This is a genomic window from Nonomuraea sp. NPDC005983, from assembly GCF_040614375.1.
Classification (GTDB): Bacteria; Actinomycetota; Actinomycetes; order Streptosporangiales; family Streptosporangiaceae; genus Nonomuraea.
The window spans coordinates 17,499-30,921 of record NZ_JBEXUP010000106.1; the positions used below are offsets into that span (position 1 = coordinate 17,499).

Consider the following 13,423-nt stretch of genomic DNA (forward strand, 5'->3'; position numbering starts at 1 on the left):
AGCACACGGGAGACCGGCGTAGTTGCGGGGAGTCCTTTCAGAGGGTGCGAATGGCAGCCCTGAAGAAGGGATGGGGCATCAGGCCCCGCTGAAGGTGACCGCGCCGGGGATGGCCGTGTAAACCGACCGCAGCTCGGCGGCGAGATCGGAGTGGGTAAGGGCGCCGGGCCTGGAAGTCCAGGCCCGGAGGGCGGCGTGGAATGCCGCGATCACCAGATCCAGCGCCAGCCTCGGCCGCGGGTCACCGTGGTCCAGGCCGAGCCTCCGCTGCAGAGCCGCCTCGATGGCCGCGCTGGTGCGGTCGCAGTACTGAAGCCCGTACGCGGCGATCGACGGCGTGCGCTCGGCCAGCTCCTGGGTCAGCCGTACGCGGGTCACCCACGCCGCGCCACCGTCGTCCATGCGCGCGAGCGCGGCGAGCAACGCCTCCTGCAGCACCTCCAGCACGGGTGCGCGGCCGAACGACAGGTGCTCGACGTCGTCCCGCAGGCCGTTCCACAGCGTCTCCAGCGGAGTGAAGGCGACCTGCTCCTTGCTGGCGAAATTCCGAAAGAAGGTGCGCTTGGAGACCTCGACGGCTTCGCACAACTCGTCGAGGGTCACCCCGTCGAAGCCGCGCTGAGTGAAGAGTTCGAGGGCGGTGTCGACCAGCGCTGCCCTGGTCTTGAGCTTCTTACGCTCCCGCAGCGAGGGTTTCTCCGGCGTGGAGGCGGAGGACAGGTCGGCAGTCATCGCCCTTAGTGTACCCGGAACGCAGATGCCTCCCATATGCTTATGCCTCTGAGTGGCACATTTCTGAGAGGATCGCCATGCGCGCCCTGATCGTTGATCGTTCCGTCCCCGGTGGCCTGCGGGTGGGGGAGGTACCCGAGCCGGTGCCCGCCCCGAACCAGGCGCTGGTCCGGGTCACGGCCACCTCGCTCAACTACGGCGAGGTCAAGCACGGCATCGAGACGGCCGAGGAGGGCGCGGTGCTCGGCTGGGACGCCGCCGGGGTCGTCGTCCAGTCGGCGGCGGACGGGTCAGGGCCGGCCGTGGGCACTCCCGTCGTGACCCTCGACGAGCGCGGGGGCTGGGCCGAGATCCGAGCCGTACGCACCGACTGGATCGGCGTCGCGCCCGAGCACGCGGAGCCGGGCGCGATCAGCACCATCCCGGTCGCGGGCGGCACCGCGCTGCGCACGCTCCACCGGATCGGGCCCATCCTGGGGCGGAGGATCCTCGTAACCGGCGCCACTGGAGGCGCCGGCCGTTACGCTGTCCAACTCGCCAGACTCGGCGGCGCACACGTGATCGCCTCCACCGGTGACCCCGGCAAGCACGGCGAGGCGTTGCGCGCTCTTGGCGCTCACGAGGTGGTGTCCGGTCCCGCGCAGGCCGGCGGCGGGCTGGACGGTGTGCTCGACATGGTGGGCGGCCCGCAACTCGTGGAGGCGTTCGACCAGCTCGGTGAGGGCGGCACGCTGGTGGCCGTCGGCCACTCCACGGGTGAGGGCGAGAGCTTCCCGTTCGGTGCCATGTTCAGCGGGCCAGGCCGTGATGATCGTTCGATCGTCACGTTCATGCTGCTGTTCTGCGACAGGCTGGACCGGGACCTTACCTGGCTGGCCCAGCAGGTCGCAGACGGAGTGCTGAGCCCCGAGATCACCTGGCGCGGCGGCTGGGACGACGCGCCCGAGGCGGTGAGCGCCCTTCTCGGGCGTCGCCTGCACGGCAAGGCGGTACTCGACCTGGCCTGACGGCCCAGCCGTCCCAGAGCCCGCTGACAAAGGGATCTGGTGTCGGGGCTCGAGTCAGGGGACCGCATCATTGGGCTGTTGACCCGCGGGCTCCCGGTATCTAACGCCGGTGCGCCGGGCGATGCCCGAAATCGGCTCCATGAGATGCTCCTTGTCACATCCGAGCGGGGTGCCGGTTCATCGCTATGAACCCCCGGGGCGAAAGGATGTGACCGATGGACGAGGCCGGGCTGGCAGCGCGCTTCGAGGCCGCTACCCGTCAGCTCACCAGCCGCGCCCGCAGACGGGTCCGAGGCGCGACCCCGCCCCGGCAGGTTGATATCGGCCGCCAACGACAGGTCGTCCAGGCATTCCTCGCCGCGCTGCGAGAAGGTGACTTCGACGGGCTCCTCGCCGTACTCGACCCCGAGGTGCTCCTCCGAGACGGCAGCGCCCAACTCCCTCCTGGCGGTGCGGGACTGATGCGAGGTGCGCGGGCTGTAGGCGCCCACGCGCTCACCTTCTCGCGGGGTGCCCGGTTCGTACAGCCCGCGCTGGTGAACGGAGCCGTGGGTCTCGCGATCGTCCCGCAAGGACGCCTCATCGGGGCGCTCGGCCTCACTTTCAAACACGACAAGATCGCCATCATCGAGATGATCGCCGATCCCGAACGCCTTCGACACGTCGACCTGGCAGCTCTCGGCCCTTGACCGCCGACGGCCTGCGTCCGCATCCACTACGGCCTCGGCCGCGACCGCGCATGCTGCTGCTCACCGTGGCCGGGTCAGACCCGACGACATCGCCGCTGACTACCGCGCGCAAGATGTCCGAGCCGTCCGCGATCGCCTTGTCGGTGCGTGACCCGCAAGGTGTGTCAGAGACAGGTCCGCGGGATGCGGCCGGCGCTGATCAGAGCGCAGGGGAGCGGAGTGGCGCTCTGCCGTGGGCACGCTCGGCCGGCGCCTCCGGACCGGTGTCTGAGCAGGGCCGGTGGGCTGGTGCTCATGAGGTGCGGGTCAGTTTCTCGGACGTCCTGAGAAACTTCGTGCCGTTCCACTTGTAGGTCTGGCGGACGATCAGATCGGGGCAGCAGTTGGGAGCCTGGTCGCTGACCACCCGGCCGCTTAGGTGTACCTGTCCTTGCTGGATGCTGACGTTCTGGGACTTGAAGTAGCGGTTCTTGCCCAACGCGCCGATCAGGCGGGGGGCTGAGCGTTTGGAGGCGCCGTCGTAAACGAAGGAAACTACCGGATTGCCCGACGTAGGGCTCGGGCAAGACGAAACGACCACGGTCTCGGGCCGTCCGTCACGAGTGAGGTCGCCTACAGCGGCGACGCGGGCGCGCACGACATACCAGGTGTCGTTCGGCCGTGGCTTGGGGCAGTGCAGCGCCCGCTCCACCACGGCCGGCCAGTCGATCCCGTCGAAGCGGTTCGTCGCCTGGTCGGTCTCTTCGAAGGCGGCGGCCGTGGCTGGAGCCGCCGCACTGTCCGCCGTGGCGGTGCCCATGACGAGGATCGGCGCCAGTGATGTCGAGATGGCGACGGTCCCAGCCCAGGCACGGAGTCGGCGGGCCATCGGGCTGCTCTTGTGCTCGGCGCATGAGTTCATGACCATTCTGACGCAAGGAACGTCGGACAAGTTCGCCCGAAACTCGCCCTGGATCCCTACTTCGAGCCGGTTTCGTGCAGGTTCCGGCCTAACCAGCGGGCAGAGACGCGCAAGGCACTCATTGTCAGGGACCGAAGCTCCAGACGTTGCCGACCGGGCGCCCGCCGCGTCGTAGGACGGTGCCGAGAAGCTCGGTGAGTTCCTCGTCCACGTGCGCGAGGAGTTCGTCGCCGAAGACGCACAAGGAGGCTTCCCGCCAGTTGCCGAACGTGCCCATTCGGAGGTCTTCGGTGACTTGGATGACGTGTTCATCGACGAGACAGGCGTAACTTGCCCAGCGTGGCTGCCCTGGCCCGCCGACGCGGGTCGGGTCGATGCGAGAGCCGCTGATGTACCACTTGAGGCGGTAGAGGCGATCACCGGGCCGAGCGCCGGCGCGTAGTCCGCGCTCGATGATCGCCGAAACGAAACCTGCGGCTCGCAGCGATTCGCCGAGCAGTGGTGAGTCGTGAGAGAAGACCTTCCACTCGATCAGCTCACAACGTGCGGCGAAAAGCTCCCGCTGCCGGCGGATCAATTCCGCCAGGTCGTCGCAGGCGAGAGCGGCGTGGGGGCGGGCCGCCGAAGTACGACAAGACCGACCACCGTGAGTGCCATGCCGTGGAATGCGGGATCAACCGCCTGAAGCGGCACCGCGCCGTGGCGACCCGCTGTGACAAGCTCGCCGTCCGTTACGAGGCGACGGTGCTGGTCGCGGTCATCAACGAGTGGCTGTTACCAGCACCGCCCAACGGGTCCTAAACGACGCAGAATTCGTTGCCCTCGGGGTCCTGCAGAACGACGGCGTAGTGCTCCATCTCCGGCTCATCCGTGATCCGCAGCACGGTGGCACCGGACTTGGTGAGCCGTTCCACCATGGCGGTGACCCGCTGAGTGCGGACCGCCAACGGGACCTCACGCCCTCCGCCCACCTTCAAGTCGAGGTGCACCCGGTTCTTGGTGACCTTCGGCTCTGGGACCTGCTGAAACCACACCCGCGGCCCCTGTCCCGCAGGGTCGATGATCGACTCCGGCGCCTCCCCGGCATCGCCGGTCAACTCCTCCTCGGGCACCCCCATGCCCGCCCAATACTCCCGCCATGTGGAATGCCCGCCCGGTGGGGGTTCGGGAACATAACCCAGAGCCTCGGCCCAGAAGCTCACCAGCCTCTGCGGATCAGCACAGTCGATCACCAGTTGCAGCGTCATCTCCATACCCGGAGGATTCCAGACAGGTCTGACAAAATCGGCCACGGCCCTTGCCCAGACCACCCCGCTAAAGATCCACTTTCGCAACAGGCCCTCTAGGTGAAGTAGGCACGCTCTCGTCGAGCGGTTGCCTGCGTAGCGCAGCTAGCAGTGCAAACGACTCCTTCCGGATATAAAGGCGGCCGTTTGCTGCAGCGCGGATTGCGGCTGTTGACGTCCCGAACACGAAGATCGCTGGATACTGCTAGCCTCACGGGTTCGATCAGCTCATCCCGGTTGTAGACGTCAAGATTCATCTGAGGACAAGGACAACCATGCCGCTATTGGCTCGCATGCTCGCCGCACCCCTGTTCGTCGACGTCCGAGCCGGCGCGGTCGCCAGCCTCGGCACGCTGCTGGCTGACCTGCAGATCGCCCGGCAAGGCAGAGTGGCCGTCGCCGTCGGTCCCAGCCAGGGTGACGACATCTGCGAGGAACTGCGAATCGATGGGGCCGAGGTCCTACGCATTCCCGACGGTACGCTCACCGCCGCCGTTGAGCTGGGACAGCGACTGCGGGCCGGCCAGTTCGAAGTCATCGCCGGCATCGGCGGTGGCAAGACCATCGACGTGGCCAAGTTCGCCGCGCACATGGCAGGCATCCCGATGGTGGCGGTAACCACCAGCCTGGGACACGACGGCATCGCCTCGCCGGTCAGCACCCTGCGACATGAGTCGGGCACGGGCTCCTACGGCGTCGTGATGCCGACGGCCGTCCTGGTGGATCTCGACCGCGTCCGGTCCGCCCCGGCGGCACTTTCCACGGCCGGGATCGGCGATGCGATCAGCGACCTGTCCGCAGTGGCCGACTGGGAACTGGCCGCCGCCGAGGCCGGCGAGCACATCGACGGGCTAGCGGTGTCGATGGCCAGATCAGCGGCACTGGTCGTCCTGCACCAGCCAGGCCAGGCCCGAGACGACGAGTTCCTCACCGTGCTGGCCGAGTCGCTGATCCTGTCCGGGATGGCAATGGCGGTGGCCGGGTCGAGCCGACCTGCCAGCGGCGGCGACCACGAGATCATGCATGCCATCAACCAGCTCTACCCCGGCACGGCCAGTCACGGAGAACTCGCCGGAGTCGGTGCCCTGTTCTGCACCTACCTACGTCAGGACGAAGACAAGGTCCAGCTGATCTCCGCTTGCCTGAAACGGCACGACCTCCCGCGTACTCCCGGCGATCTCGGCCTGTCAGACACCGACTTCGCCAAGGCCGTGGCGTACGCGCCACGAACCCGTCCGGGCAGGTACACCATCCTCGAGCACCTTGACCTATCCGAGTCCCAGCTTGCCGACCATGTGGACGCCTACGTCAAGACAGTCGCGGGCTAACTCCCGCACAAGGGACCGCCGGTAGGGCGATGCGACAGCCGCTCGCTATGAAGCGAAACAGCCCCTGCCTGGCCATGGCGGGTGTCCGGAGAACAAGAAGAAAAGCAGCTCAGCGCACCACAGGCGACATGACAACGCCAGCAACCTGAAGCCTCAATCGCACGGCTACTGCCAGCACAAAGGCCATCTCAACTCGTGGATACATCACCAGATGCCATATCCCCTACGTTCAGTACATCGAGATGTGCACGTGGTCGTAGTGGTTCTCGGTGATGCTGCCGCGGTCCGACATGGCTTCCCAGCCCGAGCCCTGGTTGATGCGCTGCTTCCAGATGACGTACTTCACGCCGAGCTTGGCCTTGTTCTGCAGGGCCCAGGCGGCGATGCGGTCGCCCAGGGCGTTGTTGGCGCTGCTCGGCATGGTGCCGCCGGTGCTCATCATGAAGTCACAGGCCCGGCCGAGGGGGTGCTCGCCGCTCGATCCCGCCCTGAAACAGCCCACCTCGAACGGCAGCGCGAAGTTCTTCTCGATCAGCCCGCGGATGACCCGCATGCGGGCGGTGATGTTGTCGGACCCGGAGGGCAGCTCGGGTGCCCAGCTGCCGTCGGAGCGTCGGCCCGGTCCGGTCGGGACGAGTTCCGTGAGCTTCTTCTGAATGTCCTTGATGACGTCCTGGGCGCCGTCGCGCTGCTTGGCGACGTCCGCCGTGTCCGTGCGGATCTTGGACTCGAGCGCTGCCGCCTCGTCGGAGGCGCGCTTCTTCTCGTCGCGGGCGCTGGCGACGCTCCGCACGATGGCCTGCTGCTCGCTGGTGAGTTGTTCGAGGACGGCGGCGGCGGCGCCGTCGGTGGGCAGCAGGAAGGACGGATCGCCGTTCTGGTAGCGCAGCTGGATGAGCTCGGAAACCCGCCTCTGGGCCGTGGCCAGAATCTGATCGGCGGTGGCGAGCCATTTCCCGGCCGCTTCCGCGTCCTGTCGCGCCTTGGCCAGCTCGACGCGCTTGAGGTTGTAGCTCTCGATGAGCTTGTCGACTTTCGCGTTGAGCTTCTTGAGTTCGGCGCGTAGCTGCGCCTCCGTGGGTTTGGGCGCGGCCGTGGCGACGGCCGGGCTGAAGGCCGCGGAGGCGGCGGTGACGAGAGCGATGGCCAGACTCGCGGGGGACGCAGCCGCCACGTACGTGTTCCTCTCCCTCTGCCGGCCGGGTTAGCTGACGGGTTCGGGCAGGAGTGATGTCCCTACCACCGAAGTGGATTCACCCCGGTTGCGGTGGGTCCCCGGCTCCCGGGCAACACGCCCGGGATTAGGCGGCAACGGCTGTTACGGCCGGTGCAAAAGGGATGTTAGTAGTAAAACCAAGGTCATGTGAACTCAATCGGAGATCAATTAGTGATCTACCTGTGATCGAAGCATGCGTGCCGCCTCCTCTGGCAGCACGTCGTTGACGAACGCCCCCATGGCCGACTCCGAGCCCGCCAGGTACTTCAGCTTGCCGGGCGCGCGCCTGATGCTGAACAGCTCCAGGTGCAGGTAGGCCAGCTCGCGCTGCTGCCGCACCGGCGCCTGGTGCCAGGCCGAGATGTACGGCATCGCCACGCCGAACAGCCCGTCCAGCGCCCGCAGGACCGAGGTGTACAGCGGTGCGAACGCGGCCCGCTCCTCCTCCGACAGCGCCGCCAGGTCGGGCACCTGCCGGTGCGGATACACGTGCACCTCGAACGGCCAGCGGGCGGCGGCGGGCACGAACGCGGTCCACAGCTCGTTCGAGGCGACCACGCGGGTCCGCTCCGCCTGCTCGGCGGCCAGCACGTCGGCGAACAGGTTGCCGCCCGAGTGGCGGGAGGCGGCCGCGAGCTGGAGCTTGGTACGCGGGGTCACGTACGGGTAGGCGTAGATCTGGCCATGCGGGTGGGGGAGTGTGATGCCGATCTCCTCGCCCCGGTTCTCGAAGCAGAACACCTGCTCCACGCCGTCGATGGCCGACAGCTCGGCGGTCCGGTCGGCCCACGCCTCCATGACCAGCTCGACCTGGGAGTCGGAGAGGCGGGAGAACGACGAGGAGTGATCGGACGTGAAGCACACGACCTCGCACCGTCCCGCTCCCGGCCGCACCCCGCTCAGTCCACCCACCTCACCGTAAGTGCCGAAATTTCCGGAAAAAGAGGGGAAGCGGTTCTCGAACACCACCACGTCGTAGTCGTGCGCCGGGATCTCCGAGGCCCGCGTGTCAGTCGACGGGCACAGCGGGCACTCGTCGGCGGGAGGCAGGAAGGTGCGCGTCTGCCGGTGCCCCGCGATCGCGATCCACTCCTCGGTCAGCGGGTCGTAACGGAGCTCGGACGCCACCGGCCTGGGGTCGAGCGGCCGCCGGTCGATCGCGCTCCTGTCGGCGTCGTCGCGCCGGTCGAAGTAGATCAGCTCTCGGCCGTCGGCCAGATGGGTGATGGTGCGCTTCACTGCGAGCCCTCCGCGATGATCAGTTCTCCGGCCCGTTCGGCCAGCTCCAAGCGTGCGTCCTCGGACAGCCCGGCGTCGCTGATGACCACGTCGGCCTCGGTCAGCTCGGCGATCGTGCTGATGCCGACGGTGTTCCACTTCGTGTGGTCGGCGGGGACGACCAGCCGGTGCGCCGCGGCCACCAGCTCTCTGTCGGTCTCGGACTCCAGCAGGTTCGGCGTGGTGAACCCGGCGCGGACGCTCATCCCGTGCACTCCGAGGAAGAGCGTGTCGACGTGCAGGCGGCGGATCGCGGCCACCGCGACCGGGCCGACGAGCGCGTCGGACGGAGTGCGGACGCCACCCGTCAGCACGACCGTGCGGTCGGCGCGCGGGTTGCGGTGGAAGACCTCGGCTACCGGGATCGAGTTGGTGATGACCGTGAGGTCCGGCACGCCGATGAGGTGGCGGGCCAGCGCCCAGGTGGTGGTGCCCGCCGACAGGGCCACCGCGGTGCCGGGCCTGACGAGCTGGGCGGCCTGGCGCGCGATGCCCTCCTTCTCCTGCTGCTGGCGGGCGGACTTGGCGGTGAAACCCGGCTCCTCGGTCGAGCCGGGGCCGAGCGCCGTGGCGCCGCCGTGCACCTTCTCCAGCAGGCCGCGCTCGGCGAGCACCTCCAGGTCGCGGCGGATCGTCATGTCGGAGACGCCGAGCTCGCGCACGAGATCGGCCACCCGGACGCCGCCGCTGCTGCGCACGCGCTCCAGAATCGTCTGCTGCCGCTGCTGTGCGAGCACGCCGTCGCTCCTTCCAACAGATTCCACCAAATTATGACACGGGTTTGTTGGGGAATGTTAGGTAGCCGCATGGCTTGTGCGGCGGCCCGAGGCGCGAGACGTTGGAAGCGAAGCACGCGCCGATCACGGAGGTGAGCCCATGGCCAGACGAGCTCGCAAGGGCAAGGACCGCAAGAAGAAGAAGGCCAACCACGGAAAGCGCCCCACTGCCCGCTGACGCGGCGTCGTCTAGCCCGGCAGGTCGCTGAGGGCCTCGTCCAGGCGTGACTGCGGCAGCGTGTGATCCTGCATCGACCCTGACAGGTAGCGGTCGTACGCGGCCAGGTCGAAGTGGCCATGGCCGCAGAGCGCGGTGAGGATCACCTTCTCCTCGCCGGCCTCCTTGCAGCGCAGCGCCTCCGCGATGGTCTCCGCCAGCGCGTGCGTCGGCTCGGGAGCCGGGACGATGCCTTCGGCGCGGGCGAAGCGCACGCCCGCCTCGAAGCACTCGCTCTGCGACTTGGCGACCGCGTCGAACAGGCCCAGCTCGTACATGTGCGACAGCAGCGGCGACATCCCGTGGTAGCGCAGGCCGCCCGCGTGGATCGGGTCCGGCACGAAGCGGTGGCCCAGGGTGTGCATCTTCAGCAGCGGCGTGAAGCCCGCCGTGTCGCCGAAGTCGTAGGCGTAGACGCCGCGGGTGAACGACGGGCAGGCGGCCGGCTCGACGGCGCGGAACGTCGGGTTGATCTTTCCGGCCAGCTTCTCCCGCAGGAACGGGAGCGCCAGCCCGGCGAAGTTGGAGCCTCCCCCGGTGCAGCCGATGATCACGTCCGGCGTCTCGTCCAGCTGCTCCAGCGCCTCCTCGCCGATCACGGTCTGGTGCAGGAGCACGTGGTTCAGCACCGAGCCGAGCGCGTAACGCACGTCGGCCCCTGACGCGGCCACCTCCACCGCCTCGCTGATGGCGATGCCCAGGCTGCCAGGAGAGCCGGGGGCGTCGGCCAGCGCCTTGCTGCCCGCGCTGGTCAGCGGCGAGGGGCTGGCGTGCACCGTCGCGCCGTACACCTGCATGAGCGAGCGCCGATAGGGCTTCTGATCGTAGGAGGCGCGCACCATCCAGACCTCGCACTCCAGGCCGAACTGTGCGCACGCGAACGCGAGCGCGCTGCCCCACTGCCCGGCGCCGGTCTCGGTGGTGAGCCTGCGCACGCCCTCGCGGGCGTTGTAGTAGGCCTGCGGAACGGCCGTGTTCGCCTTGTGGGACCCGGCAGGGGAGACGCCCTCGTACTTGTAGTAGATCCGGGCGGGCGTGCCGAGCGACCGCTCCAGCCGGTGCGCCCGGATGAGCGGGGTCGGCCGCCACAGCCGGTAGACGTCCAGCACCTCCTGGGGGATCGGGACGAACCGCTCGCCGCTCACCTCCTGCCTGATCAGCTCCATGGGGAAGAGCGGGGCGAGGTCGTCCGGCCCCACCGGCTGCCGGGTGCCGGGGTGCAGCGGGGGTGGTGGCGGGGCGGGCAGGTCGGGAACGACGTTGTACCAGTTACTCGGGGTCATCGTCTCAGTCTGCGCCTGTAACCGGCGGGGTTCCAGTACCGTCTGGCGGCGTCGCCGATGCGGTCTAGACGCGTGGTATGTCGGACGCTATGTTGGTGAAATGTCTTCACAGTCAATACGCGCGATAATCTTCGACATCGGTGGCGTCCTGGAGATCGCACCCCAGCGCATGACCATCTCCGACCGCTGGGAGACCCGCCTCGGCCTGCCGCCGGGCGAGATCAACGCCCGCATGGAGGACGTCTGGAGGGGAGGAGCGATCGGCGCGATCACCGAGGCGGACGTCCACCGCTCCCTGGAGGGCCGGCTGGGGCTCTCCTCGGCCCAGGTGACGGAGTTCATGGCCGACCTGTGGACGGAGTACCTCGGCACCCTGAACACCGAACTGGCCGCGTACTTGGGCGCGCTGCGTCCCCGCTACGCCACCGGCATCCTGAGCAACAGCTTCGTCGGCGCCCGGGAGCGCGAGCAGGAGCGCTACGGCTTCGCCGACCTGACCGACCACATCGCGTACTCGCACGAGATCGGCATGTCCAAACCCGACCCGCGCACCTACCGTCTCGTCTGCGAGCGCCTGGCCGTCCGCCCCGAGCAGGCAATCTTCGTGGACGACGCCGAGCGCTGCGTCGAAGGGGCCCGCGCGATCGGGATGCACGGCGTCCACTTCAGGAGCAACGCCCAGGCCATCGCCGAGATCGACGCTCTGCTCAGCCGGTGACCAGCGCGGGCCGGTCGGGATGGTCGGCCCGCACGACGACGTCCGCCACCCGCTGGGGCTCGACCTCGCGCTCGTACCGCTCGTAGGCGGGCAACCGCCAGCGCTCGTCCTGCGCGGTGCCGCGCGCCAGGGCCCCGTGCGACAGCCACAGGTGGACGCTCAGCTCGAACGGCAGCCACCTGCCCAGCAGCAACGTCCCGTCGAGCAGCAGCACCCCGTCCTCGGGCAGCGTCTGGTACGACGACCGGTAGGCCCGGTCTGCCCGGCTGTCCCAGAGTTTGGGGAGCACCTTCCCCGACTGCCCCGGATCGAGTGGTTCGAGCACCTCCCGGCGCAGCGCCCCCACGTCCAGCCACTCGTCGTAGAACACGTCAGGATCGGTGCGGCCGAACTCGAGCCTCAGCGACGCGGGCCGCAGGAAGTCGGCGGCCGACACCCGCACCACCGCCCGCCCCAGCACCCGCAACGGCTCGACCAGCGCGTCGGCGAGCAACTCGGGACGGGCCGAGGGCGCTCCGTCGACGGCCACCCGCACCCGAGAACCGCCCGGCCATGCGGCGATCAGCTCCGCGAGCTCCTCGACCAGCGCCTCGGGCGAGATCGGTCGTACGCGCACCGCCCGAGCCTACGCGATCTCCGCTCACTGGTCGGGCGACGAGCGATCCTTCTTGCTCCAGAAAGCCGACAGGTCGCCGGTCTCCCTGACCCGCCCCGCGCCGTCGACGCAGTCGGGGCAGACGGCCTTGCCGACCGACCTGGCCAAGGCCTCCGGCGACGGCTCGCGCGGCGTGCCCAGCACGGTCATGCCCGAGGGGAAGGGTGGTTTGCGGATCGATCAGGAACGTCGTGACGGTTGCCGGGTCGAAGCCGAAGGCGCGTTGGCAGCTGTGGCGCCGGCCGATCGTGGTGAGCCGCTTGTCCATCATGCGAAGTCCGTCCTCCTTCGCCGTTGCACGCCCAGAAGGGCAAGACTACGCCCGGCCCCGCTCGCACGCGGAGGTCACTCAAGCCGACCGGCCGCGCACCTTCCTGATCTTGTGCCCCAGCCACAGCCCGAAACCCAAGAGCCCCAGCAGGGCGAGGGCGCCGACGGCGACTGGGAGGCGCCCGCTGCCCAGCACGTCCACCAGCCATGGCAGGCCGAGCAGCGCGGACACTCCGAAGATCACACCGAATCCGATCAACCCCAAGACCATCGTGAAGGCGAACCCTTCGGCTGCTTCTCGCAGGCGGCCCATCCGGCACCTTCCGTCGTTCACCCGAAAGACGCTCAAGGAGCGATCGGGAGCGGACGATCAAGGAGTGAGGTGAAAATCAGAAAGGCCAGGCCGTCTCACCGAGCTGACCTGGCCTTTCGTCGCGCGAGCGGACGAGGGGAATCGAACCCGCGTAGCTAGTTTGGAAGATATCGGCTCATGATCCCCTGGCGTGGTCCGGCTCTGGTCAGATGCCGTGCGGCCCTGCCCGCGAGTCCCCGCGATTCCCCCTTGATCACCGCCCCATCGGGCACGCAACGGGCACGCGCGCCCACTGGCGACGGTCTACTCAGAACTCAGCGTCGCAAGGGTCCATGATTCTAGGAGTAGAAGCCCCGCCCGTACTCCTCGCGGTGTTTGACGAAGTCTCCGGGGCGTGCCTCCCGAAGGCGCTCGTAGCGCTCGGCGAACCTATCGATGGCTTCGTGAATGGTGTCGCCAAACTGCTCCCGCATGATCACTAAGGCAGGAAGGATGCGCTCAGCAAGAATGTGCTCATCAATGGCTTCCCAGGGATCTTCCACAAGAGCATATTTCCGCTGTCAGCTTGGGAACTGCATCGATCACGGCCGGCTGGGGCGCTGAGCGGGGCAGGGGGCCGGTCCTGAGTGACCATGGTTGCCCCCTCGCCACCTCTCTTAATGGCCCGCTAATGGCCCGGCGATCAGGGCGCTCCAGCGTTGACGCTCTGCCCATCAAGCACGAACCGGTAGACGATCGACTCCCGTCGTTGGAA

The 13,423-nt window shown here is 68.3% G+C and carries 17 protein-coding genes and 1 riboswitch; of the genes, 5 read left to right on the forward strand and 12 right to left on the reverse strand.

The window, feature by feature from the left end; genetic code table 11:
* Nucleotides 1-78: 78 nt before the first annotated feature.
* Entirely contained in the window at nt 79-732 is a 654-nt protein-coding gene (locus tag ABZ297_RS34115) for a TetR family transcriptional regulator (protein ID WP_355355080.1), read from the reverse strand.
* 77 nt (nt 733-809) lie between these two features.
* Between ABZ297_RS34115 and ABZ297_RS34120 the strand changes: the two genes are divergently transcribed.
* Both ABZ297_RS34120 and ABZ297_RS34125 read left to right on the forward strand, forming a co-directional pair.
* A complete protein-coding gene (locus tag ABZ297_RS34120; RefSeq protein ID WP_355355083.1) occupies nt 810-1,739 on the forward strand; it encodes a zinc-binding dehydrogenase in 930 nt (309 codons plus the stop codon).
* Between the two features lie 215 nt (nt 1,740-1,954).
* Complete coding sequence (locus ABZ297_RS34125) at nt 1,955-2,428, forward strand: hypothetical protein (RefSeq protein WP_355355086.1); 474 nt, start codon at nt 1,955-1,957, stop codon at nt 2,426-2,428.
* 292 nt (nt 2,429-2,720) lie between these two features.
* On the opposite strand, the gene ABZ297_RS34130 is transcribed toward ABZ297_RS34125, so the two are convergent.
* Complete coding sequence (locus ABZ297_RS34130) at nt 2,721-3,296, reverse strand: hypothetical protein (RefSeq protein ID WP_355355089.1); 576 nt, start codon at nt 3,294-3,296, stop codon at nt 2,721-2,723.
* 157 nt (nt 3,297-3,453) lie between these two features.
* Nucleotides 3,454-3,906, reverse strand: coding sequence for a DUF2716 domain-containing protein (locus ABZ297_RS34135; RefSeq protein WP_355355092.1), 453 nt, complete (start codon nt 3,904-3,906; stop codon nt 3,454-3,456).
* 83 nt (nt 3,907-3,989) lie between these two features.
* Between ABZ297_RS34135 and ABZ297_RS34140 the strand changes: the two genes are divergently transcribed.
* Complete coding sequence (locus ABZ297_RS34140; protein WP_355355095.1) at nt 3,990-4,130, forward strand: hypothetical protein; 141 nt, start codon at nt 3,990-3,992, stop codon at nt 4,128-4,130.
* Here the strand turns inward: ABZ297_RS34140 and ABZ297_RS34145 are convergent.
* Complete coding sequence (locus ABZ297_RS34145; RefSeq protein ID WP_355355098.1) at nt 4,127-4,582, reverse strand: VOC family protein; 456 nt, start codon at nt 4,580-4,582, stop codon at nt 4,127-4,129. The genes ABZ297_RS34140 and ABZ297_RS34145 overlap by 4 nt on opposite strands.
* A 326-nt stretch (nt 4,583-4,908) precedes the next feature.
* Here ABZ297_RS34145 and ABZ297_RS34150 point away from each other — a divergent pair, with 326 nt between their 5' ends.
* Nucleotides 4,909-5,943 (forward strand): iron-containing alcohol dehydrogenase family protein, encoded by a 1,035-nt coding sequence (locus ABZ297_RS34150; protein WP_355355128.1) that lies wholly within the window; start codon nt 4,909-4,911, stop codon nt 5,941-5,943.
* 229 nt (nt 5,944-6,172) lie between these two features.
* Here the strand turns inward: ABZ297_RS34150 and ABZ297_RS34155 are convergent, their stop codons facing one another.
* The 4 genes from ABZ297_RS34155 to ABZ297_RS34170 all read right to left on the reverse strand — a co-directional run bounded on the left by ABZ297_RS34155 (nt 6,173) and on the right by ABZ297_RS34170 (nt 10,713).
* Entirely contained in the window at nt 6,173-7,117 is a 945-nt protein-coding gene (locus ABZ297_RS34155) for a hypothetical protein (RefSeq protein WP_355355101.1), read from the reverse strand.
* A gap of 5 nt (nt 7,118-7,122) precedes the next feature.
* A riboswitch (cyclic di-AMP (ydaO/yuaA leader) is annotated at nt 7,123-7,261 on the reverse strand.
* 66 nt (nt 7,262-7,327) lie between these two features.
* On the reverse strand, nt 7,328-8,398 hold the full coding sequence (galT, locus tag ABZ297_RS34160) for a galactose-1-phosphate uridylyltransferase (RefSeq protein ID WP_355355104.1): 1,071 nt from the start codon (nt 8,396-8,398) through the stop codon (nt 7,328-7,330).
* The gene (locus ABZ297_RS34165) at nt 8,395-9,174 is read right to left on the reverse strand and encodes a DeoR/GlpR family DNA-binding transcription regulator (RefSeq protein ID WP_355355107.1); all 780 of its coding nucleotides are present in this window, start codon (nt 9,172-9,174) and stop codon (nt 8,395-8,397) included. The genes galT and ABZ297_RS34165 overlap by 4 nt, the downstream gene beginning before the upstream one ends.
* Before the next feature lie 228 nt (nt 9,175-9,402).
* The gene (locus ABZ297_RS34170) at nt 9,403-10,713 is read right to left on the reverse strand and encodes a TrpB-like pyridoxal phosphate-dependent enzyme (RefSeq protein ID WP_355355110.1); all 1,311 of its coding nucleotides are present in this window, start codon (nt 10,711-10,713) and stop codon (nt 9,403-9,405) included.
* A 100-nt stretch (nt 10,714-10,813) separates the two neighbouring features.
* Here ABZ297_RS34170 and ABZ297_RS34175 point away from each other — a divergent pair, with 100 nt between their 5' ends.
* Nucleotides 10,814-11,431 (forward strand): HAD family phosphatase, encoded by a 618-nt coding sequence (locus ABZ297_RS34175; protein ID WP_355355113.1) that lies wholly within the window; start codon nt 10,814-10,816, stop codon nt 11,429-11,431.
* Here ABZ297_RS34175 and ABZ297_RS34180 read toward each other — a convergent pair.
* From ABZ297_RS34180 to ABZ297_RS34195, 4 genes are all read right to left on the reverse strand, one after another.
* Nucleotides 11,421-12,047 carry a uridine kinase gene (locus ABZ297_RS34180; RefSeq protein WP_355355116.1) on the reverse strand — a complete coding sequence of 209 codons (627 nt, stop codon included), beginning with the start codon at nt 12,045-12,047 and terminating at the stop codon, nt 11,421-11,423. The genes ABZ297_RS34175 and ABZ297_RS34180 overlap by 11 nt on opposite strands.
* Before the next feature lie 24 nt (nt 12,048-12,071).
* On the reverse strand, nt 12,072-12,236 hold the full coding sequence (locus ABZ297_RS34185) for a hypothetical protein (protein ID WP_355355119.1): 165 nt from the start codon (nt 12,234-12,236) through the stop codon (nt 12,072-12,074).
* 199 nt (nt 12,237-12,435) lie between these two features.
* On the reverse strand, nt 12,436-12,690 hold the full coding sequence (locus ABZ297_RS34190; RefSeq protein ID WP_355355122.1) for a hypothetical protein: 255 nt from the start codon (nt 12,688-12,690) through the stop codon (nt 12,436-12,438).
* Nucleotides 12,691-13,007: 317 nt separating this feature from the next.
* Nucleotides 13,008-13,211: a hypothetical protein gene (locus ABZ297_RS34195; RefSeq protein ID WP_355355125.1), complete on the reverse strand. Its 204-nt coding sequence runs from the start codon at nt 13,209-13,211 to the stop codon at nt 13,008-13,010.
* Between the last annotated feature and the right edge of the window lie 212 nt (nt 13,212-13,423).